At 74.2% G+C, this 22,401-nt stretch carries 15 protein-coding genes; 12 read left to right on the top strand and 3 right to left on the bottom strand.

Annotated features, from left to right (window positions below):
* The first annotated feature begins 19 nt into the window (after positions 1-19).
* The 9 genes from pepN to PSED_RS09580 all read left to right on the top strand — a co-directional run bounded on the left by pepN (position 20) and on the right by PSED_RS09580 (position 10,627).
* The gene (pepN, locus tag PSED_RS09620; RefSeq protein ID WP_013674056.1) at positions 20-2,611 is read left to right on the top strand and encodes an aminopeptidase N; all 2,592 of its coding nucleotides are present in this window, start codon (positions 20-22) and stop codon (positions 2,609-2,611) included.
* A 14-nt stretch (positions 2,612-2,625) separates the two neighbouring features.
* Positions 2,626-3,318 carry a phosphatase PAP2 family protein gene (locus PSED_RS09615; RefSeq protein ID WP_013674055.1) on the top strand — a complete coding sequence of 231 codons (693 nt, stop codon included), beginning with the start codon at positions 2,626-2,628 and terminating at the stop codon, positions 3,316-3,318.
* A gap of 11 nt (positions 3,319-3,329) precedes the next feature.
* Positions 3,330-4,289 carry an NAD-dependent epimerase/dehydratase family protein gene (locus PSED_RS09610; protein ID WP_013674054.1) on the top strand — a complete coding sequence of 320 codons (960 nt, stop codon included), beginning with the start codon at positions 3,330-3,332 and terminating at the stop codon, positions 4,287-4,289.
* Between the two features lie 176 nt (positions 4,290-4,465).
* A complete protein-coding gene (locus PSED_RS09605) occupies positions 4,466-5,584 on the top strand; it encodes a Gfo/Idh/MocA family protein (RefSeq protein WP_013674053.1) in 1,119 nt (372 codons plus the stop codon).
* The gene (locus tag PSED_RS09600; RefSeq protein WP_013674052.1) at positions 5,581-6,741 is read left to right on the top strand and encodes a DegT/DnrJ/EryC1/StrS family aminotransferase; all 1,161 of its coding nucleotides are present in this window, start codon (positions 5,581-5,583) and stop codon (positions 6,739-6,741) included. The genes PSED_RS09605 and PSED_RS09600 overlap by 4 nt, the downstream gene beginning before the upstream one ends.
* On the top strand, positions 6,738-7,847 hold the full coding sequence (locus PSED_RS09595) for a DegT/DnrJ/EryC1/StrS family aminotransferase (protein WP_013674051.1): 1,110 nt from the start codon (positions 6,738-6,740) through the stop codon (positions 7,845-7,847). The genes PSED_RS09600 and PSED_RS09595 overlap by 4 nt, the downstream gene beginning before the upstream one ends.
* Before the next feature lie 268 nt (positions 7,848-8,115).
* Positions 8,116-8,685 carry an acyltransferase gene (locus PSED_RS09590; protein WP_013674050.1) on the top strand — a complete coding sequence of 190 codons (570 nt, stop codon included), beginning with the start codon at positions 8,116-8,118 and terminating at the stop codon, positions 8,683-8,685.
* Complete coding sequence (locus PSED_RS09585) at positions 8,682-9,782, top strand: glycosyltransferase family 2 protein (RefSeq protein WP_013674049.1); 1,101 nt, start codon at positions 8,682-8,684, stop codon at positions 9,780-9,782. Before PSED_RS09590 ends, PSED_RS09585 begins: the two co-directional genes overlap by 4 nt.
* A 32-nt stretch (positions 9,783-9,814) precedes the next feature.
* Positions 9,815-10,627 carry a polysaccharide deacetylase family protein gene (locus PSED_RS09580; RefSeq protein ID WP_013674048.1) on the top strand — a complete coding sequence of 271 codons (813 nt, stop codon included), beginning with the start codon at positions 9,815-9,817 and terminating at the stop codon, positions 10,625-10,627.
* An 828-nt stretch (positions 10,628-11,455) separates the two neighbouring features.
* Here the strand turns inward: PSED_RS09580 and PSED_RS09575 are convergent.
* From PSED_RS09575 to PSED_RS09565, 3 genes are all read right to left on the bottom strand, one after another.
* Positions 11,456-15,589, bottom strand: coding sequence for an oligosaccharide flippase family protein (locus PSED_RS09575; RefSeq protein WP_013674047.1), 4,134 nt, complete (start codon positions 15,587-15,589; stop codon positions 11,456-11,458).
* A gap of 164 nt (positions 15,590-15,753) precedes the next feature.
* Positions 15,754-16,893, bottom strand: coding sequence for a glycosyltransferase family 4 protein (locus PSED_RS09570; protein WP_013674046.1), 1,140 nt, complete (start codon positions 16,891-16,893; stop codon positions 15,754-15,756).
* 227 nt (positions 16,894-17,120) lie between these two features.
* Positions 17,121-18,164 (bottom strand): glycosyltransferase family 2 protein, encoded by a 1,044-nt coding sequence (locus PSED_RS09565; RefSeq protein WP_013674045.1) that lies wholly within the window; start codon positions 18,162-18,164, stop codon positions 17,121-17,123.
* 526 nt (positions 18,165-18,690) lie between these two features.
* Here PSED_RS09565 and PSED_RS09560 point away from each other — a divergent pair.
* The 3 genes from PSED_RS09560 to PSED_RS09550 are packed head-to-tail and all read left to right on the top strand — an operon-like array spanning position 18,691 to position 22,336.
* A complete protein-coding gene (locus tag PSED_RS09560) occupies positions 18,691-20,166 on the top strand; it encodes a sugar transferase (RefSeq protein WP_158511302.1) in 1,476 nt (491 codons plus the stop codon).
* On the top strand, positions 20,159-21,370 hold the full coding sequence (locus PSED_RS09555; protein ID WP_013674043.1) for a glycosyltransferase family 4 protein: 1,212 nt from the start codon (positions 20,159-20,161) through the stop codon (positions 21,368-21,370). Before PSED_RS09560 ends, PSED_RS09555 begins: the two co-directional genes overlap by 8 nt.
* Positions 21,371-21,379: 9 nt before the next feature.
* Entirely contained in the window at positions 21,380-22,336 is a 957-nt protein-coding gene (locus tag PSED_RS09550) for a YveK family protein (RefSeq protein ID WP_013674042.1), read from the top strand.
* Positions 22,337-22,401 lie beyond the last annotated feature (65 nt).

Here is a 22,401-nt window from a genome sequence, read left to right as displayed (position 1 = left end):
GGAGGAGTCCCGAGAGCGCATGGCCCCGCCCAACCTCACCCGCGCCGACGCCGAGCTCCGCGCGTCGCGGATCGCGGTCGAGTCCTACGTCGTCGACCTCGACCTGACCGACGGCGCGGGCGCCCCGGGCGAGACGACGTTCGCCACGACCGCCACCGTCCGGTTCCGCGGCCTGCAGCCCGGCACCGACAGCTGGATCGACTTCGTCGGCGACTCGGTCACCTCGGCGACCCTCAACGGCACCCCGCTCGACGTGTCGGGCTACCGCGAGGACGACGGCATCGCCCTGCCCAGCCTGGCCGCGGACAACGAGCTCACCGTCGTCGCGACGGGCCGGTACATGAACACCGGCGAGGGCCTGCACCGCTTCGTCGACCCGGTCGACGACGCCGTCTACCTCTACTCCCAGTTCGAGACGGCCGACGCCAAGCGGCTGTTCGCCTGCTTCGACCAGCCCGACCTCAAGGCGCGCTACACGGTCACGGTGACGGCGCCGGAGAGCTGGAAGGTCGTCTCCAACGCGGCGGTCGAGCGGTCCGAGCCCGGCCCGGGCGGCTCGGTCGTGCACCACTTCGCCACGAGCGAGGTCATGTCGACCTATCTGGTGGCGCTCATCGCCGGGCCGTACCGGGAGTGGACCGACGTCCACTCCGACGGCGACGGCCCCGACATCCCGCTGGGCCTGTACTGCCGGGCGTCGCTGGGCGAGCACATGGACGCCGAGCGGATCTTCACCGAGACGAAGCAGGGCTTCGACTTCTACCACCGCAACTTCGGCGTGCGGTACCCGTTCGGCAAGTACGACCAGCTGTTCGTGCCCGAGTTCAACGCGGGCGCGATGGAGAACGCGGGCGCGGTCACCTTCCTGGAGGACTACGTCTTCCGGTCGCGGGTCACGCGGTTCCTCTACGAGCGGCGCGCCGAGACGATCCTGCACGAGATGGCGCACATGTGGTTCGGCGACCTCGTGACCATGCGCTGGTGGGACGACCTGTGGCTCAACGAGTCGTTCGCGACCTGGGCGTCGGTGATCTGCCAGGCGGAGGCCACCGAGTACACCAACGCCTGGACGACGTTCGCCAACGTGGAGAAGTCCTGGGCCTACCGGCAGGACCAGCTGCCCTCGACCCACCCCGTCGCCGCCGACATCCCGGACCTGCAGGCCGTCGAGGTCAACTTCGACGGCATCACCTACGCCAAGGGCGCGTCGGTGCTCAAGCAGCTGGTCGCCTACGTCGGGCTCGACGCGTTCCTCACCGGGCTGCGCAGCTACTTCCAGGCGCACGCGTGGGGCAACGCGACGTTCGACGACCTGCTCGGCGCGCTGGAGAAGGCCTCGGGCCGCGACCTGTCCGACTGGGGCGCGCAGTGGCTGCGCACCACCGGGCTCAACATGCTGCGCCCGTCGTTCGACGTCGACGAGCAGGGCCGCATCGTCCGGTTCGACGTCGTGCAGGGCGGCGCCCGCCCCGGCGCGGGCGAGACCCGCACGCACCGCATCGCCGTCGGCATCTACGACGACGAGCCGCAGGCCGACGACGCCAAGGGCAGCCCGCGGCTGGTGCGCACGCACCGCGTCGAGGTCGACGTCACCGGCGAGCGGACCGCGGTCCCCGAGCTGGTCGGCGTCCCGCGCGGCAAGCTCGTGCTGGTCAACGACGACGACCTCACCTACTGCGCGCTGCGGCTCGACCCGGACTCGCTGACGGTGCTCGTCGACCGCATCGGCGACATCGCCGAACCGCTGCCGCGCACGCTGTGCTGGTCGGCCGCGTGGGAGATGACGCGCGAGGCCGAGCTCAAGGCGCGCGACTTCGTCTCGCTCGTCGCGGGCGGGTTCGGCTCGGAGTCCGAGATCGGCGTCGTGCAGCGGCTGCTGCTGCAGGCGCAGACGTCGGTCGCGTCCTACGCCGACGAAGGGTGGGCGGCCGAGCGCGGCTGGCCCCTGCTGGTCGACGCGCTGCGGTTCCGCCTCGACACCGCCCCGCCCGGCTCGGACACCCAGCTGACCGTGGTCAACGCGCTCGCCGCGAGCGTCCTCGACGACGCGACGCTCGAGCGCATGCGCGGCTGGCTGCTCGACGTCGACGTGCCCGAGGGACTCACCGTCGACACCGACATGCGCTGGCGGCTGCTGCACGCCCTCGCCGCGCACGGCAGGGCGAGCGCCGCGGAGATCGACGCCGAGCTCGAACGCGACCCGACGTCGACCGGGCAGCGCCAGGCCGAGCGCGCCCGTGCCCTCGTCCCCACGGCCGAGGCGAAGGCCCGGGCCTGGGAGCGCGCGGTGCACGACGACGAGCTGCCCAACGCCGTCAACGAGGCGATCATCAGCGGCTTCAGCCACCCCGGCCAGCGGTCGCTGCTCGCGCCCTACGTCGAGCGGTACTTCGCCGAGGTCGCCGACGTGTGGGAGCGGCGGACGTCGGAGCGGGCCCAGTCGGTGGTGCTGGGGCTGTTCCCGTCGTGGGCCGTCTCGAAGTCGACGGTCGACGCCGCCGACGCCTGGCTGGCCGACGAGTCGCACCCGCCGGCGCTGCGCCGGCTGGTGTCCGAGGGCCGGGCCGGCATCGTGCGGGCGCTGGCCGCCCGCGAGTTCGACCGGTCGTGACAGGTCCCGGGCAGGTGCGCGACCGCCTCCCGGAGGCCGTGCTGGCCCTGCGCTGGGACCGGGCCGTGCTGGCCCGCCCGCTCGGTCCGGTCGCGGCGGTCGTCGCCGGCCTGGCGGCGGTCGTGCTCGTCGTCGGCGCCGTGCTCGTCGCCGGCCACGACTACGCGAGCACGCTGGACGAGCGGATCACGCTGGCGGCGCCGCGCGGCCAGGTCCTGTTCGCCGCGCTGGTCGCGGTGGGCGACGTCATGTCCGCCGCGGTGCTCGCCGTCGTGCTCGTCGCGGTGTGCCTCGCGGCGGGCCGGCCGCGGCACGCCCTGCTCGCGCTGCTCGCGCCCGCCGCGACCGGCGTCGTGACGACCGTGCTCAAGCCCCTGGTCGGCCGCACCCTCGACGGCGCGGACTCCTACCCGAGCGGCCACACCGGCTTCGCGACGTCACTCGCCCTGGTCACGGGCCTGCTGCTGGCGTCGGCACCCGCGGTGCGCGCGACGGCGGCCCGGATCGCGGTCGTCGTCGTGGTGACCCTGCTCGGTGCGGCGCCCATGGCGGTCGCGCTGGTCGCGCAGCACGTGCACTACCCCACCGACACCGTCGGCGGGTTCTGCACGGCGCTCGTCGTCGTCCTCGTCGTCGCGCTGCTGGTCGACCGGGTCGTGCCCGCGGTCACGGCCCGTGCCCGTCCCGGGGTGCCGCCGGGCGGATAGGGTCGACCGCCGTGCGCGCAGTGGTCACCGGCGGAGCCGGGTTCATCGGGTCGACGATCGTCGACGAACTGGTCGCCCGCGGCGACGACGTCCTGGTCGTCGACGACCTCAGCCACGGGTCGGAGGCCAACCTGACCTCCGCCTTCGCCGCCGGGACCCGGCTCGAGCGGCTCGACGTGCGCGACGGCGCCGGGGTCGCGGCCGCCTTCACCGCGTTCCGGCCCGACGTCGTGTTCCACCTCGCCGCGCAGATCGACGTCCGGCGCTCGATGACCGAGCCCGCGTTCGACGCCGCGACCAACGTCCTCGGCTCGGTCAACGTCTTCGACGCCGCCCGGCTCGCCGGCGCCCGCCGCGTCGTCAACACCTCGACGGGCGGCGCGATCTACGGCGAGACCTCGACCGTCCCCACACCCGAGACCGAGCCCGCCCGGCCGCTGTCGGCGTACGGGCTGTCCAAGCGCACCGCCGAGGAGTACGGCGCCTGGTTCCGCCGGGCGCACGGCCTCGACGTGGTGACTCTGCGCTACGGCAACGTCTACGGGCCCCGGCAGGACCCAACGGGCGACGCGGGCGTCATCGCGATCTTCTGCGACCGGGTCCTCACCGGACGGCGCCCGACGATCTTCGGCGACGGCACGCAGACCCGCGACTACGTCTTCGTCGGCGACATCGCGGCCGCGAACCTCGCCGCGGCCGACGCCGGCTCCCCCGCCCACGACCACTACAACGTCGGAACGGGCACCGAGGTCGACGTCGTCGAGCTGGCCGCGGCCATCGCCGAGGCCGCCGGGGTGGGCGCCGACGCGTTCGCGCCGGAGTTCCTCCCCGCCCGCGCCGGCGAGGTGCTGCGCAGCTGCCTCGACGTCAGCCGCGCCCGCGCCGACCTGGGGTTGCGCGCGCCGACGCCGCTGCGCGACGGCATCGCGACGACCCTCGGCTGGGTCCGGACCGTCACTCCGACGGCCTGATCGTCCCGTTTCCGGCGCCGCGGCGGCCGGCCGTCGGACCGGGCCGTCGGCGCCGGGGGGCGGCGTCGGGGTCGAGCGCCCCGGGACCTATCGTGGACGCCGTCCGCCGCCCCCGGCTCGCCGCTCCCCGGCCCCCCGTGCGGCCCGCACCGGGGGTTGGCGTAGGAAGGACCACCGTGACCACGCCACATCCACCGATCGGGATCGCTGTCGTCGGAGCCGGTTACTGGGGCCCGAACCTCGTTCGGAACGCGCAGGCCACCCCTGGCCTCCAGCTCCACTACCTGTGTGACATCGACGAAAATCGGGCACGCAGCGTGATCGGTAGGTATTCGACCGTCGCGACGACCCCGTCGCTCGACGACGTGCTGGCCGATCCGCGCGTCGACGCCGTCGCGATCGCCACGCCGGCAGCCACCCACTTCGCCGTGGCCAGCGCCGCGCTGGAGGCCGGCAAGCACGTGCTCGTCGAGAAGCCGCTCGCGCCCACCTACGAGGAGGGCCGCAAGCTCGTCGAGACCGCGGACCGCATGGATCGCGTGCTCATGCTCGACCACACCTACTGCTACACCTCGGCCGTCCGCTACATCCGCGACTCGATCGCGAACGGCGAGCTGGGCGACCTGCAGTACCTCGACTCGGTGCGGATCAACCTCGGGCTCGTCCAGCCCGACGTCGACGTGCTCTACGACCTCGCCCCGCACGACCTGTCGATCTTCGACGCGATCCTGCCCGACGACGTGGTCCCCGTCGCGATCTCCGCGCACGGGTCCGACCCGGTCGGCGCCGGGCACGCCTGCGTGGGTCACCTCACGATCAAGCTGTCCAACGGCGCGCTCGCCCACGTGCACGTCAACTGGCTCTCGCCGACCAAGATCCGCACGATGATCGTCGGCGGGTCGAACCGGATGATCGTCTGGGACGACCTGAACCCGACGCAGCGGCTGTCGGTCCACGACCGCGGTGTCGACACCGCCGACGGCGGGCCGGAGTCGCGCGCCCGGACGATCGTCTCCTACCGCACGGGCGACACCGTCGCGCCCGCGCTGGCCAACACCGAGGCGCTGCGCTCGGTGATGCTCGAGTTCACCGACGCGATCAACGAGAAGCGGCCCCCGCTCACCGACGGACGCTCCGGCCTGCGGGTCCTCGCGATGCTCGAGGCCGCCGCGCACAGCCTGGCCAAGGACGGCGAGTTCGTCCCGGTGGCCGAGATGAGCCACCACCGCCCCGCCCGGGCGGGCCGCCCGACGACCGAGCCCGCGCGGCGCGGCCCGGGCGAGGTGACCACGTGACCGCCTCGCCCACCCGGCTGCCCACCATCCCGGTGATGCGGCCGTTGCTGGGCGAGGAGGAGGCCGAGGCGGTCGCCGAGGTCGTGCGGTCCGGCTGGGTCGCCCAGGGTCCGAAGGTGGCCGAGTTCGAGCGCGAGTTCGCCGCGTCGGTCGGCGCCGGCCACGGCATCGCCACCACGTCGTGCACGACGGCACTGCACCTGAGCCTGCTCCTGCTCGGCATCGGGCCCGGCGACGAGGTCGTCGTCCCGTCCTTCTCGTTCATCGCGACCGCGAACACCGTGCGCCATTGCGGCGGCACCCCCGTGTTCGCCGACGTCGAGCGCGACTCCGGCAACCTCGACCCCGCGTCGGTGGCGGCCGTGATCACCCCGCGCACCCGCGCCGTCGTCGTCGTCCACCAGGGCGGCATGCCCTGCGACGTGTCCGCGATCGCCGCCGTCTGCGGCGACCTGCCGATCGTCGAGGACGCGGCCTGCGCGGCCGGTTCACAGGCCCACGGGCGGCCCGTCGGCAGCGGTGCGCTGCTGGCGGCCTGGTCGTTCCATCCGCGCAAGGTGCTCACCACCGGCGAGGGCGGGATGATCACCACCGACGACCCCGAGTGGGCCGTCCGGCTGCGCCGCCTGCGTGAGCACGGCATGTCGGTCTCGGCCGCCGACCGGCACGCCGCGGGCGACAAGGTCATCATCGAGTCCTACGTCGAGCAGGCCTACAACTTCCGGCTCACCGACCTGCAGGCCGCGATGGGCCTCGTCCAGCTGCGGCGGCTGCCCGGCATGGTCGACCGCCGTCGCGAGCTGGCCGCCCGGTACGCGTCGCTGCTGCCCGACCTCGGGGTGCGCCCCGTCGCCGACCCGCCGTTCGGCCGCAGCAACTTCCAGTCCTACTGGGTCGAGCTGCCCGACTCCGCCCCGCCGGTCCCCGACGTGCTGCAGACGATGGCCCGCGCCGGCGTCTCCGGTCGTCGCGGGATCATGGCCGCGCACCTCGAGCCCGCCTACGCGGGCCACCCGCACGTCCCGCTGCCGGTCACCGAGCACCTCACGACGCGCTCGCTGATCCTGCCGCTGTACCACGACATGACCGAGTCCGACCAGCGCCGCGTCGTCGACACGCTCGCCGCCGCGATCACCGACCCGTCTGGAGCATCGTGACCGACACCCCCGTCCCGCTCGTCGACCTCGGCGCGCAGCACGCCCAGGTGGCCGACGAGGTCGCCGAGGGCTGGGCCGCCATCCTCTCCCGGACCGCGTTCGTCGGCGGTGCGGCGGTCAAGGACTTCGAGACCGCGTACGCCGAGTACATCGGCGCCGCGCACTGCATCGGGGTCGGCAACGGCACCGACGCGATCGAGATGGCCCTGCGCGCGCTCGGCGTGGGCGCGGGCGACGAGTGCGTCCTGCCGGCCAACACCTTCATCGCGACGGCCGAGGCCGTGGCCCGGACCGGCGCGACCGTCGTGCTGGCCGACTGCGACGAGACCACCGCGCTGCTCGACCCCGCCGCCGCCGGTGCCGCCGTCACCCCGCGGACGAAGGCCGTCCTCCCGGTGCACCTCTACGGCCAGGCCGCCCCCGTCGAGGCGATCCGCGCCGCCGTCGGCGACGTCCCGATCGTCGAGGACGCCGCACAGTCGCAGGGCGCCCGGCGCAACGGGGAGGCCGCGGGCACGCTCGGCGTCCTCGCCGCGACCAGCTTCTACCCCGGCAAGAACCTCGGCGCCTACGGCGACGCGGGCGCCGTCCTGACCTCCGACCCCGAGCTCGCGACGGCAGTCCGCCTCCTCGGCGAGCACGGGTCCCCGCGCAAGTACGAGCACACCGTCGTCGGGTTCAACAGCCGGATGGACGCGCTGCAGGCCGTCGTGCTGTCGGCCAAGCTGCGCCGGCTCGACGAGTGGAACCAGCAGCGTCGCGCGGCCGCCGATCGCTACGCCGCGATGCTCGCCGAGGTCGACGGCGTCGTCGCCCCGGTCACCGCCGAGGGTAACGAGCACGTCTGGCACCTCTACGTCGTCCGCGTCGCCGAGCGCGACCGGGTGCTGGCCGACCTGCACGCCGGCGGCATCGGCGCCGGCATCCACTACCCGACGCCCGTGCACCTGACCGGTGCGTTCGCCCACCTCGGCCACGGCTCGGGCGCGTTCCCCGCCGCCGAGGCGCTCGCCGGGGAGATCCTGTCGCTGCCGCTCTACCCGGGCATCACGCAGGCGCAGCAGGAGCGGGTAGTCGAGGTGCTGGCCAAGGCCGTCGCCCGGTGATCGAGCGGCGGCGGGCGACCCCCGGCGAGGGAGTGCGGTGAGCGAGCGACAGCGAGCGAACAGTCGACACAGCGCCCCCGCGCAGCGCCGACCGAGCCCCGGCGAGGGAGTGCGATGAGCGAGCGACAGCGAGCGAACAGTCGACACAGCGCCCCCGCGCAGCGCCGACCGAGCCCCCGCGAGGGAGTGCGATGAGCGAGCGGCAGCGAGCGAACAGTCGACACAGCGCCCCCGCGCAGCGCCGACCGAGCCCCGGCGAGGGAGTGCGATGACGACGGTGGCCGGGGTGCGGGTGCACCCGCAGGGACTGTGCGAGAGCGAGGACGTGGGCGCGGGCACCCGCGTGTGGGCGTTCGCCCACGTGCTGCCCGGCGCCAAGGTCGGCCGCGACTGCAACATCTGCGACTGCGCGTTCGTCGAGGACGGCGCGACCCTCGGCGACAACGTCACGGTGAAGAACGGCACGCTCGTGTTCCGCGGGGTGACCTGCGAGGACGACGTCTTCCTCGGGCCCAACGTGCTGTTCACCAACGACATGCGACCGCGGTCGGCCAACAAGATCGCCCCTGACGACCTCCTCCCGACCCTCGTGCGCCGCGGGGCGTCACTCGGAGCCGGGACGATCGTTGTCTGCGGAACGGAGATCGGTGAATTCGCGTTCGCCGCCGCAGGGGCCGTCGTCACCCGCGACGTGCCGGCACATGCTTTCGTCGCCGGCAACCCCGCCGTCCAGAAGGGATGGGTCTGCCGCTGCGGCGCCCGTCTCGACAGCGAGCTCGCATGCACCGAGTGCGGCGAGCGCTACCGCGAGAACGACAGGGGGCTCGTCCCGGCATGAGCGAGTTCACGGCCGAAGCATCAGCAGGTCCGAAGGGTGACGCCGGTCCACGCGTCGACGTCGTCATCCCCTGCTACAAGTACGGCCATCTCCTCCCGGAGGCGGTGCGCAGCGTCCTCGCGCAGGACGGCGTCGACGTCCGGGTCCTGGTCATCGAGGACGCGTCCGGCGACGGCAGCGCCGACGTCGCCCGCGAGCTCGCCGCGGAGCACGAGCGCGTCGAGGCGCTGGTCCACGAGACCAACAAGGGCCACATCATCACGTTCAACGAGGGCATCCTCGACTGGGCGCAGGCGCCCTACACGCTGCTGATCTCGGCCGACGACGAGCTCACCCCCGGTGCCCTGCAGCGCGCGACGCAGGTCATGGAGGACAACCCGGGCGTCGGTTTCGTCTACGGCCACTCCGTGCGCTGGGTGACCGGCGACCCCCGCCCGCAGGTCCGCACCGGCCGTTGGAAGCCCGTGGTGCACAGCAGCCAGTCGTGGCTGCGGCGCATCTACAGCCGGGGCTCCAACCCGGTGTTCTCGCCGTCGGTGGTCATCCGCACCGACCTGCAGAAGCGGGTCGGCGGCTACGACGCCCGCATGCTGCAGACCTCCGACCTGCACATGTGGCTCCAGCTCGCCCTCTACTCCGACGTCGGCTTCGTCTCCGGCGTCGACCAGGCCTGGTACCGCGTGCACGGCGCGAACATGTCGCAGGCCTACTACGACAAGGACGCCGGACTGCCCGACCTGGAGATGCGCAAGCTCGCGTTCGACGCGGTGCTCGAGCGCGGCCGGACCGTCCTGGGCGACGCCCAGACCGACGACCTCGACCAGCGCATGCGTCGTGCCCTCGCCCGCGAGGCGATGCTGCGGGTCAAGCGCGCCGACGAGAAGGGCTGGGAGCTGGGCGACGCCGCGCGGCTGCTGGCCAACTGGGCCGCCGAGATCACCGGCGACGTCACGACGATCCCCGAGTGGCGCACCATGCGGCTGCGCCGCCGGCTGGGCCCGCTGGGCCAGGTCGTCCGCCCGCCCGTGCTGAGCAAGGCCGGCCGTCGCCTGCGCCAGGAGGGCCGCACCGCCCGCCTGGTCCGCGTCGGCACCTGAGGGCCCCGACCCGCCCGTCCGAAAGGGAGAACGTGTCGCTCATCGAGCGTGTCCGCCACTCCGCCGAGTGGCGGACCGAGGCCGCCCGCGACCGGGTGGCCCGTGGCCGCGCCTACGCCGAACGGCAGCTCATCGCGCGGGCGCGGGCGCCCAAGCCGCCGACCAGCCGGATCCTCTGCTACCACACCGTCGGCATGCCCAAGATGGGGCTCAACGACGTCTCCCTGCAGCGGATCCGTCGCCAGCTCGAAATGGCGCGCATCGCGGGCTACCGCTTCGTGCCCGCGTCCGAACTGGTCGCCGAGCCGACCGACCCGGCCCCCGGTGACCGGCGCCTCGCCCTCACCTTCGACGACGGCTTCCGCAGCATCCTCACCACCGTCGAGCCGCTGCTGCGTGAGCTGGACATCCCGTGGACGGCGTTCATCGTCAGCGGGTTCGCCGACGGGAAGAAGGGCCACGAGGACTTCCTCGACTGGGACGAGGTCGCGGGGCTCGCGGAGCGCGGTGTGACGATCGCCAGCCATTCGGTGACGCACCCCAACTTCGCGACCCTGTCCCCCGGGCAGGTCGTCGACGAGCTGGAACAGTCGCGGACGGCCCTCCGGGACAAACTGGGCATCGAGACGACGGAGTTCGCCATCCCGTTCGGACAGTCGAAAGACTGGCCGGAGGTGGCCCGCAAGGCCGCGACGGAGGCGGGCTACACCACCGTCTACGCACAGTCGATGGAACGGCGCCCCGCCGGCACCGTCCCCCGCACCTTCGTCACCCGGTTCGACGACGACCGCGTCTTCCGCGCCGCCCTCGGCGGCGCCTTCGACCGCTGGGAAGAGTGGTACTGAGCCGTCCCCTGCCCGCCGCCCCTGCCCGTCCCGTCCGCAGGGCGAGCACCGTCCTGTGCAGCGGTCGACCGGGGTTGCGTCACGGACGCGGTCCGCGGACGCGTGAGCGTCGCGGCCGCGGTGAGCGCTGCGGCCGCGGTGCGCGGACGCGGTCCGCGTCGCCGACGCTGGGAGCGCAGCGGGTGCGAGGAGCGTTGTCGGCGCGGTGAGCCCTGCGGGCACGATGAGCGGCCGCGTGGTCGCCCCGACGACCCGGTGATCGTCGAACGAGGGATCTGAGCGCAACCACACGCGCCCATGTCCCGCGAACGACGACCACGATCAGAAGGCAGCCGCGGCGCCCAACCCCGACTCCCCGCCCCGCCCGTCGGGCCCCGGGGCGCCTCAGCGCCCACGCGACCATCGCCGCCCCGCCCGGTGATCACCGAACCAGGGACCAGAGCGCAACCACACGCGCCCATGTCCCGCAAAGGGCGACCATCGAAGGGCGCGGCGCGGCCGCGATGGTCGCCGGACCGGCGGGAACAGGCGCCGACGGGGAGGTGTTCGGGCCGCGCGGTCGCGCCCAGCACGACCCGGTGATCGCCGAACGAGGGACCACGTGCGCCCATGTCCCGCGTACGACGATCACCGGCCGGGCTGGGGGCGTGGCCGCGGACGCCCGTCAAGCGCGACGCGCCACCGGCGTCGAGGCATCCGCGCCCCGACGCCGAGGTGCAACCGACCCTCACCGTCGACCCGCACCCCCGGTGATCGTCGAACGAGGGACCTGAGCGCAACCAGCGACGCTCACGTCCCGCAAACGACGACCACGAAGCGGCGTCGGGGTCAGCCGCGGCGGTCGTCGGAGGACGAAGCGCCGGAGTCGGATTCGACCGGCCGTGGGCGGGGTCGGGGCGACGGGCGTCGCGGGGCGCTGTCGGCCGGGGGGCCGTCCGCCGCGGTGTCACCAGGTCGGCTGGGCGCACCGTCCGCGCTCGTCGCCCCGCGGTGCGGCTCGCTGCGCGATCCCGCGGCTGCGGTCGGGGTCAGGCGGCGGGTCTGCTCGACGCCCGCCGACGGCGCTCCACGTCGCGGATCGTCGGACTGCCCGGCGGCTGCCTCCGACCCGGTGCTTCCCGATCCCGTGCCCGCCGAGTCGCCCTTGGTGCCGGTGGCAGGACGCGACCCCGCAGGAGCCGCACCTTCCGGGCCGGCGCCGTTGCTGCCCCGGCTGCCGACAGGCGGGCCGGACGAGCCCGTCTCGCCCGCGTCGTTCGCGGCGAGGCCCGAGCCGGTTGGGACCGATCCCTTGCGGGCCGGACCGTGGCCGGCGGGGTCGCCGGGGATCGCGCTCTTTGACGCCCGACCGCCGGGGACGCCGAGGGCCGAGCCACCATCCGGGACCGAGCCACCCGGGACCGAGCCGCCTGGACCAGAGCGACTCGGCTCGCGACCACTCGGCTCCCGACTGCTCGGAGCGGGACCGCTCGGCTCCCGCCCACTCGACTCCCGACCGCTCGGAGCCGGACCGCTCGGCTCCCGACCACTCGGGGTTGCCCCGCTCGGAACCTGACCACTCGGCGCCGGACCGCTCGGCGGCGCTCCCTGCTGAGGTCCGGAGCTCCCGGCGCCCCTCGTCGGCGCGGCGTCGGCCGAGAAGGCGCCTCGAGAACCCGGCGTCTGCGAGCCGGCAACGCCGGAGCGGGAAGCGTCCGGATCGGGACGGTTCGTGCTGGCCCTCCGTGAGCCCGGACCCTGCGAACGCGGGCCGTTCGAGACCGGAGCGTTCGAAGCGAGACCATTCGAGACCGCACCTTGCGACCCCGACCCCGGCGAACCCGGGCCCTGCAAGCCCGAACCGTTCGAGCCCGAAACGCTCGGGGCCGGGCCGTTCGAGGCCGCCCGTTGCGAGCCCGACCGCGACGAGTCCGGCGCGTGCGAGCGCGATCCCGGAGAACCCGACCCCTGAGAACCGGGCCCCCGAGAACCTGAACCCGTCGTGCCCAAGCCGTTCGGGCTCGGCGCGTCCGGGGCAGGACCGTTCGAGCCCGCACCCTTCGGGCCTACCCCCTGGGTACCCGGGCCCGTGGAGTCCGGCTCCTGCGCCGCGGACCGACCGAGAGCGGACTCCGTCGGACCGGACCCTGTCGGACCGGACCCCGTCGGAGCAGACCCTGTCGGACCGGACCCCGCTGCGGCGGATCGCGTCGGACCTGACCCCGTCGGACCAGATTGCGTCGGGGCGGGTTGTGGGCCGTTCGGGCCGGGCCGCTGGACGTCCGTCGCGGTCGGCCCACCGCCGTGCGTATTGCCGCGGTCGGAATGCGCCGGGGGTGTCGGGCTGCCGTTGCCGGCGGGGCCGCCGCCCCCTCGACCCGCGGGCGCCGACGACTCGGCCGGCTGACCCGGGCGGCTCGGCGCGCTTCCGGGCACCGCGCCGCGCCCGCTCCGGCCGCCGCCACCCGTCGGGCCGGCGGGGGCCCGGTCGGAATCCGAGGGCCGCGCGTCGGCCACGGGACCACCGTCGGCGCCACGCTTCGGCGGAGCCGGCTCGGCCTGCCCGGCGGACGGACCGCCCGTCGGTCGACCCGCGGCTGTGCCGCCGGACGGCGGTCGAGCGGGGACCTTGGCGGTGCTCGACTCGTCTCCCGGGGGCAACGGCGTCGGTCGTGGTCGGGGCGAGGGCCGCGGTCGTGGTGGGGCGCCGGGGACGTCCGGGCGAGCGTTCGCGGCGTCACCGGAGCGGCTCGACCGAGCGGCCGGCGGGCCGCTCGGCGCTGCCCCCCTGGACTCGGGACGACCTGCCGCGTCGGGACCCGAAGCGCCCTGCGCCCCGGCACGGTCGACCGGCGCGGAACCGTCGTGGGAGCCCGCGCCCCTCACCGGCGTGCCACCCGCAGCAGGCTCGTCCGTCGGCGGCCCACCGGCAGGACGGCCCCCGGCCCCGGACGGGCGCAGGCTCTCCAGCGGCGCATCCCAGCGGCGGCCGTCGGAGGTGGTCGTGACGTCGCGGGCAGCGTCGTCGGGCGCGGAGAACAGGTCGACCGGACCGTCCGTGGGCCCGGGACCGGACCCGCCCGCCGGGTGCAGCAGCACGGTCCGCTCCGCCGGCGACGCGGTGCCTTCGACGGGCGTGACCTGCGGCAGCGGTGCGAGCCGCGGCCGCGGGTGCGGCTGGGGACGCGGTCGCGGGCGGGGGGCGCCGAGACCCGGCGAGCTCGTCGGCGAGATGAGTCGCATCTGGACGGTCGCATCGTCGAGACCCTCGGAGATGACGGCGCGCGCGATGCCGAACACACCGCTCGCGGTGAGCGGTGGCAGCCGGATGGTCTGCTCGGCCGCGGTCGGCGCGGGTACCCCGGCCCCGACGAGCTCGCGGTCCGGGTCGGTCGGGGACGCCGGAACGCGCGATTCGTCCTCGTCGCCCTCGTCCTCCTCGTCGTCCGCACCGCCGCGGCGGAGCTTGGACCGGACGGCGGTGAGCAGCGAGCGGCCCAGCGACGGCGCGAGCGCCGTCAGCACGGCGAGGTACACCACCACGAAGACGATCGCGTCGAGGACGAGCATCACGACGCCGAGCAGCACACCGTGCTCGTCGGCGTTGAGGACGTTGCGGTCGACCCACCACGTCGCAACCGTGGCGACGCCCGCCGCGACCAGCGGGGGGACGAGCATGCCGACGAGCCGCGGCACGGAGTAGGTGACGATCCGCCTCGACAGCACCAGGATGACGAGCCCGACGGCGATCTCGGTGATCGACATCGCGATGCCGACGCCGATCAGGCCGAGCGGCAGCAGCGCGAGCAACGAGCCGATGCCGAGGACGAGGCTGGTCGCCGTCGTCCAGTTGAGCATCTTCGACGCGCCGACGGCCTTGATCACCTCGCTGCCGACGGCCTGCAGCGCGATGCCGACGCCGTAGCCCGACATCACCATCAGCGCGACGCCCGCGGCCCGCCACTTCTCCCCCAGCAGCACGACGACCGCGGGCTCGCCGAGGCAGATCATCAGGCCGGCGAGCGGCGCGGCGATGACCCACGTGACCTGCAGGGCGCGTTCGAACGCACGGGTGAAGCGCGGCGGATCGGACTGGAGCCGGGAGAACGCCGGGAAGAGGACGTACGAGCCGATCTGGACGATCACCATCGCCGGCAGCTGGGCGAGGCTCGACCCGTAGCGGTACTGGCCGAGGTTGTTGGCGTCGAGCCTGCGGCCGATCAGCGCGGTCTCGGCGGCGGTCCGGACGCGCTCGACGATGCCTTCGATGAGCAGCGGCGCGGCGAACCTGGCCATCTCGCGCCAGAGCCCGAAGTGGAACTTCCCGACACCCGGCCGCCACTTCGCGTACCGCCAGCTCAGGAACAGCCAGATCCCGATGCCGACGTAGTTGCCGATCACCATCGACCAGACGCCGAAGCCGCACAGCGCCAGCGTGATCGTGACGATCGCGTACCCGAGCACGCGTGTGGGGTCGACGATCAGCCGTCGCTTGAAGTTGAAGCGGCGCTGCATGAGGCCGTCGGGGACGTTGGTCAGCGCGTGCAGCACCACCGCGCCCGACGACACCGCGGCGATCGTCCCGGCGAGCTCGCTCCGGAAGACGAGCCCGATGATCGGCGCGGACGCCAGCGACAGCACGGCCAGCCCGAGCCCGGTGACGAACGTGACCCAGAAGACGGTGTCGGCGGCGTCCTCGACGTCGCCCTCGCGCTGGATCAGCGCGCCGCGCAGGCCGCCCTCGGTGAAGCCGAGGAGGAACCCCATCATCACCGTGCCGGCCGCGTAGAGGCCGATCTGGGTGGGATCGAGGATGCGGGCGAGGATCAGCGTCTGGACGAACGAGACGACCTGCACGACCCCCAGCGCGAGTCCCGAGAGCATCGCGCCGCGCTTGAGCGTGCTGCCCAGCGTCGAGATGTCGGGGTCGCTCGTCGCCTCACGGGTGGTGGCGACACTCGCCCGATGCTTCCCGAGAGGCACTCAGCACCGCCCGGCGATCGGGGCGGGGACGGGACGGCGCAGCGCCTCGCCACGTGCTCTGGTCAACTGGTCGTCCTCGGATGGCCTCGGCGATGTATTACCCCGAGCAGGGTAACGGCGTGTCCGAACGACGGTGCGCCGGCCGGAGCAACTCACCGTTCCCGTCACCGCTTCCGGTGATCGAGCTCCTGGTAGAGGCGGTCGAGGTTGCGCGCCGTGACGTCGGCCGCGAAGCGCTCCTCGACGCGGCGACGCCCGGCTGCACCCATCGCCCGGCGCGCCGCGACGTCGCGGACGAGCGGCTCGAGCGCGTCGGCGAGCCGCTGCGGGTCCTGCACGGGCACGACCCGGCCGGTGACCCCGTCGTCGACGGCGCGCGCCACGTCGCCCACGTCGGTCGCGACGACCGGGAGCCCGCCCGCCATGGCCTCGAGCACCGACAGCGGCATGGCCTCCCACCACGACGGGAGGCTGAAGACGTCGGCGGCCGCGTACTCGGCGGGCATGTCGGCGGGATCGCGCGTGCCCAGGAGCGTGACCCACGGCGGCAGGTTGTCGCGGACGGCCGTTTCGGCCTCCGGTCCCTCGTCGGGGGCGCCGCCGAGCAGCCGCAGCTCGTGTTCCGCCCCGCGTTCGCGCAGGATCCGGGACGCCTCCACGAGGTCGAGCACACCCTTGCGCGGGGTCAGCAGGCCGACGTAGAGGATCCGCGGCGGATCGTGGGGGGCCTCGGGCTCCGGGACGTTCTCCAGCGGCACCCCGTTGTCGACCAGCCGGACCTTGCCCGCGGGCAGCACCGCGCGCAGCGCGTCCTCGCCGGCCGTCCACACGGCGACGACGCTGTGCGCGGGCGCCATCGCCAGCCGCATGATCATGCGACGGACCGGCGTCGTCAGCCAGGTCTGGATGTTGCCGCCGTGCGCGTGCACCACGACCGAGCAGCCCCGGCTGCGGCCGGCGAGCGCGAGCAGCCCGGCGCGGATCACCGTCACCGCGGGCGCGAGCGCGGAATGGATGTGCACGACGTCGGCACGCCGGGCGTTGCGCCGCACGGCGAGCGCGTCACTGATCGTGCGGCCGATGTTGCCGGTCGTGAACCGGCCACCCTCGCGGACCCCGGAGTGCGCGACGTTGAGCAGCCGGACGTCGTGCCGCTCGGCGAGCGCGCCGCCGCGCAGCATCTCCAGGAACGTCGGGATGCCGCCGCGGTCCGGATAGGACTTCCCGACGAGGAGAACCTTGAGCCGGTGCCCGGTGGGCCCCACGCCCGCCTCCGGCGCCGCCCCTGTCTCCTGCGCACTCATCGCACTCCCTCGCCGGGGCTCGGTCGGCGCTGCGCGCGGGCGCTGTGACGATCATTCACTCGCCGACGCTCGTTCATCGCACTCCCTCGCCGGGGCTCGGTCGGCGCTGCGCGCGGGCGCTGTGACGATCATTCACTCGCCGACGCTCGTTCATCGCACTCCCTCGCCGGGGCTCGGTCGGCGCTGCGCGCGGGCGCTGTGACGATCATTCACTCGCTGACGCTCGTTCATCGCGCCCCACCACGCAGCCGGGCGACGGCCTCGTCGCCGACGCCCTGCCAGAACCCGATCCCCCAGCCCAGGTGCATGGCGAGGAACGCGGGCGCCACGTACTTCCGCTCCCCCGCCGCGAGGTCGCGGGCGGTGCGCGCGGAGGCGGCGGCGACGGCCACCGCGTAGGGCGCGACGAGCGCGGCCCCGGCCGACGGGCGGCGGAGCGCGACCAGCAGCGCGCCGGCCAGGTAGGCGACGAACGCCGGGATCATGAGGTGACGCGGGCGCATCGAGCGCGGGTGCAGCAGTGCGACGGCGACCTTGCCGCGGCCGTAGCGCCGGTACTGCAGGAACAGGTCGCGGATGGTCTGCCGGCTGTGCCAGCTGATCGTCATCGCCGGGTCGAACAGCAGCCTGTGACCGGCCAGCCGCACCCGGTGGTCGAACTCGAAGTCCTCGTTCGCGACGAGGTTCTCGTCCCAGCCGCCGAGCTCGCGCACGAGCGCGGTCGGGTAGGCGCCGAACGGGATGTGGTCGACCTCCTGGCGCTCGGTGCCGTGGTGGTAGACCGAGCCGCCGACGCCGAAGGGGCTGGCGAGGGCCGCGGCGATCGCGCGGCCGACGGGCGTCACGCCACGTCCGTCCTTGCGGCCGCCGACACCGCCCCACTCCCCCTCGCGCAGCAGCGCGACGGCGGTGGAGACGTAGTCGGCCGGGACGGTGGAGTGTGCGTCGACCCGCACCAGCCATCGGCCGCGCGCGGCCGCCACCGCCATGTTCAGCGAGACGGGGATGCCGCCGCGGTCGTTGCGCAGCAGCTCGATGCGGGGGTCCTCGGCGGCCATGGCGGCGACCTGCTCCGCGGTGTCGTCGCGGCTGCCGCCGTCGACCACCACCACGATCTGCATGTTGCGATGGTCCTGGGCACGGACCGACCCGAGGCAGGCGCCGATGAAACCGGACTCGTCACGCGCGGGGACGAAGACGGTCACCAGGTCCCCGGCCTCGTCAAGTGTGGTCTCCGTCACGGTCTCGGCGACCGTATCCGGGTCTGTCACGGACTCCACCTTCCGGCCGTTCGTCGGGGCGGCCCGACCGTACTCGGGAGCACCGACACCCCGGCCCGCGGCCTGTCACCGACCTGCACTCATTCCCGGAACCCCCTCGCGACCTGGGAGTTCTCCTTCGCGACGAAGCGCGTGCTCACCAGAGGGCCGATCGCCCGAACGTGTACGCCGAACGGCGGACAGCAGAAACACACCGTCACAGAGGTTCCACTGACGGGGGCATCGGCTACCCCGACGGAGTGCTCGAAGTCCGGAGGCAACATCCCCGGCGGTGAAACGTCTTTAGGGATAGCGGCGATGGCCGTCGTGAGTGCCCGGGTCGCAGGGAGCGCCTCGCGCCCCCCTGCAGCAAGGGGGCCCGGTGCCTTCTCGAGGAGGAACGTAGTTGACCGACGTATTCGAATCGGCGAATCGTCCGACGGCCTCGCCGACGGCATCGTCCGCCGGGGGGAGCACATCGGCGATGGGCAGGCATGCGCGTGGGGGCCGCGCGGCTCGCAACAGGTTCGGCCTGATCGTGACCGGGCTCGAGGTGGGAGCGCTGGTCGTGGCCGGGGGGCTGTCGGCGTGGCTGCTCGCGCCGCTGCCCGCCGCCGTGGTCGCGGTGGCGGTCCTGCTGGGCGTCGCCGCGAGCCGGCGCAACGCCTGGCGGCTGGGTCTCTCGGTGCTCGACGACCTCCCCGCGACGGCGCTGCTCGTCGCCGTGCCGACCGTGCTCGCCGAGGCCGTCCTCGTGCCGACCGGCCTGGCGCACCCGCTCGACGCGCTGTTCACCGGGGCGGCCGTGCTGGTCGCCCTCGTCGCGGCGCGCATCGTCGCGTTCGCGATCATCCGGCACCGCCGCAAGGACGGCCGCGACCACCTGCGTGCACTGATCGTCGGCTCCGACGAGGCGGGCACCCGGCTGGGCAGCAGCCTCGACCACGGTCTGCAGTACGGCATCCGCGTCGTCGGCTTCGTCGACGACGACCGCCCGCTGCTCGCCGACCTCGGCCCGCAGCTCGGGTCCGTCGACGTCCTCCCGCAGCTGGTCGACGAGCACCGCATCGACGTCGTCCTCGTCTCCTTCGGCGCGCACCGCGACGACGCGGTCGTCGACGCCGTCCGCGAGCTCACCGGCAGCAACGCCGAGGTGTTCGTGGTGCCGCGGATGTTCGAGCTGCACCAGCGCAACAAGGTCTCGGAGATGGTCGACGGCATCCCGCTGCAGCGGCTGCGCTCGATCACCCACCCGCGCGGCGCGTGGCGCGTCAAGCGCGCGATCGACGTCGTCGTCTCGGCCGTCGCGCTGCTGATGGTCAGCCCGGTGCTCGCGGTGATCGCCGCCGCCGTGCGCAAGGAGACCGGCCCCGGCGTCATCTTCAAGCAGGAGCGCATCGGCCAGCACGGCGTCCCGTTCACGCTCTACAAGTTCCGCTCGCTGATCCCCGTCGGCGGCGAGGGCGACGTCCGCTGGAACATCGACACCGACACGCGGCTCGGCCGCGTCGGCAAGTTCATCCGGGCCACCAGCCTCGACGAGCTCCCCCAGCTGGTCAACGTGCTCAAGGGCGACATGAGCCTGGTCGGCCCGCGGCCGGAGCGCGGCTACTTCGTCGAGCGGTTCAACGAGACGATCCCCGGCTACCGCTACCGCCACCGCGTCCCGGTGGGCCTGACCGGCTACGCCGCCGTGCAGGGCCTGCGTGGGGACACCTCCATCCACCAGCGCGCGCACTTCGACAACCTGTACGCCGAGTCCTGGTCGCTGTGGCTCGACGTGAAGATCGCCTTCTGGACGATCTCCCAGCTGGTGCCGAAGCGTGCGCCGGAGGCCGTCCTCCCGGTCCCGTCCCCGCCCGCGGAGGTCCCGGCGCCGCCCGCCCCGATGGACGACGCCCCGACGGCCGTGATCCCGCGGCTGCCCCGGCCCACCCAGGAGAACGCCGAGACCGAGCAGCCGAGCTCGGGGTCGCTCGAGATCACCCACGAGATCACCCTGCCCCGTGACTGATCGTTCGCTGCGCGTCCTGCAGGTCATCGACACGTTCGCCTACGGGGGTGCCGAGCGGCTGCTCGCCACCCTCAACGGGGTCGCCCCCGACCTCGGGCTCCACATGTCGGCGGCGTCCCTCGCGCCGCCGACCCCGGAACGCTCGCTGAGCTTCCCGGTCCTGCAGGACGCCGGGCTCGATCCCAGCTACATCGGGGTCCGGCTGATGCGCCAGCGCAACGCCGTCCCGCTGATCGCGAAGAAGATCCGGGAGTCGCGGGCCGACGTCGTGCACGCGCACCTCGGGACCTCGTCGGTGCTGGTGCCGCTGGCCGCGCGGCTGGCCGGCGTGCCGGTGCTGAGCACGCTGCACCACCTGCCCGCCCCCGGCCGGCCACTGCCGGCCCGGACGAAGGAGAAGCTCGCGATCCGCTCGGCGGGCCGGGGCCACTCGCTGATCTTCGTCTCCGAGGCCGCCCGCGCGGCCGCCGAGCGCATCCACGGCTCGCCCCGCCCGTCGTGGCGGGTGCTGCACAACGGCGTGGACCTGTCCGCCTACCGCCCGCCCGCCGACGGTGTGCCCGAGCCGCTCCCGGCGGATCTCGCCGTCACCGGCGACGGCCCGGTCGTGACGATCGTCGCCGCGCTGCGCAAGCCGAAGGGCCACGAGGTCGCGCTGCGGGCGTGGCCGTCGGTCCGCGAGCGCGTGCCCGGCGCGACGCTGCTGATCGTCGGCGACGGCGAGCACCGCGCGACGCTGGAGTCCCTCGCGGGCGAGGGCGTCGTGTTCGCGGGCTCCCGCGACGACGTCCCCGCGATCCTGCGCGGCTCGACGCTCGCCCTGCTGCCCTCGCTCACCGAGGCGCTGCCCACCGCGGTCATCGAGGCCGCGGCGACCGGGCTGACGGCCGTCGCGACGACCGTCGGCGGCACCCCCGAGATCGTCGACCACGGCCGGACCGGCCTGCTCGTCGCCCCAGGTGACGACGCCGCCCTCGGGGACGCCGTCGTCGAGCTGCTCACCGACCACGCACGCCGTGCAGAGCTCGGTGGGGCGGCCCGTAGACTCGCCGAGGATCGATTCGATCTGCGCCGGTGGGCAGGACGGCTGGCGGATCTGTACGACGACGCCCTCACCGCCCGGACGGCGGCCGGTTCCCGCCGGATGCGCGTCCAGCGGCTCCGGTCCGACGGGGTCGCCGACCGAACAACCGCCGACCTTTAAGGAGGCGACGTGAACGACCAGGGACTCAGTCGCCGCGCACTTCTCGTCATCGCCGCGACGGGGCTGGTCACTGCACTGGTCGCCCTGCTCGTGACCCACCTCGTCGTCGGCTCGGAGCAGCCGACGTACCGGGCTACCGCACAGGTCGCCCTCGTGCCGGCGCCGACGGTGCCGGCCGAGCAGGTCCCGTCGTACTGGGAGTCGCTGGGTGGCGGCCAGGCCGCCACGATCGGCGCCGAGGTCCTCAAGCAGTCGCAGTGGCTCGCGCCCGCCGCGCAGGCCGCCAACGTCACCCCCGACCAGGTCACGGTCACGGCCGCCGCGACGGCCAGCACCAGCCTGATCACCGTCACGGCGACGACGACGAGCCCCCAGGGCGCGGAGGCCGCCGCGACGGCCCTGATCCAGGCCGCGACGCCGACGGTCCAGCAGGTCTCGGGCCCGTACACGCTGCAGGTCGCGCAGCCCGCCACGGGCACGGCCGTGCCCGCGAGCATCCCCGAGAGCCAGCTGCTGATGGTCGTCTTCGCGGGCGCGCTGTTCGTCGGAGCCGGGGTCGCGCTCGTCGTGGCCCGGGGTCGCGCGCGGCGCCAGGCGCCGGAGGAGCGGCAGGCCGCCCAGCCGGTCGCCGCCCAGCCGGTCGCCGCCGACCCGGTCCGCCGCATGCCGCCCGCGCCGGTCAACGCCGGCAACAGCACCTCCACGCCGCCGAACGCCCCGGGCAGCGGCGGGCCGCTCGGCAAGGGCCCGAACGGCCCCGGCAGCGGTCCCGGAAACGGCCGCGCCGGTGCCCCGGCGGGCAAGCCGGGCGGCCCCAACGGCGGCGGCCCCAACGGCGGCGGCCCGAACGGCGGCGGCCCCAAGGGTGGCGGCGGTAAGGGCCCGTCCGGCGGCCCCGGTCGCCCGCCCGGCAGCTACACCCCGCGCGGCGCGGCACCCGACCCGGCGCGGCCCTCCTCTTCGTGACCACCACCCCCGTCCGCCCGTCGCCCGCCCCGGCGCCGCCGGGCGGCCGTGACCCACGCGGACCG

The sequence above is a fragment of the Pseudonocardia benzenivorans CB1190 genome (genome assembly GCF_000196675.2).
Classification (GTDB): domain Bacteria; phylum Actinomycetota; class Actinomycetes; order Mycobacteriales; family Pseudonocardiaceae; genus Pseudonocardia; species Pseudonocardia benzenivorans.
Note: the sequence above shows the minus strand (reverse complement) of the source record. Positions and strands in the feature narration are given on the sequence as shown.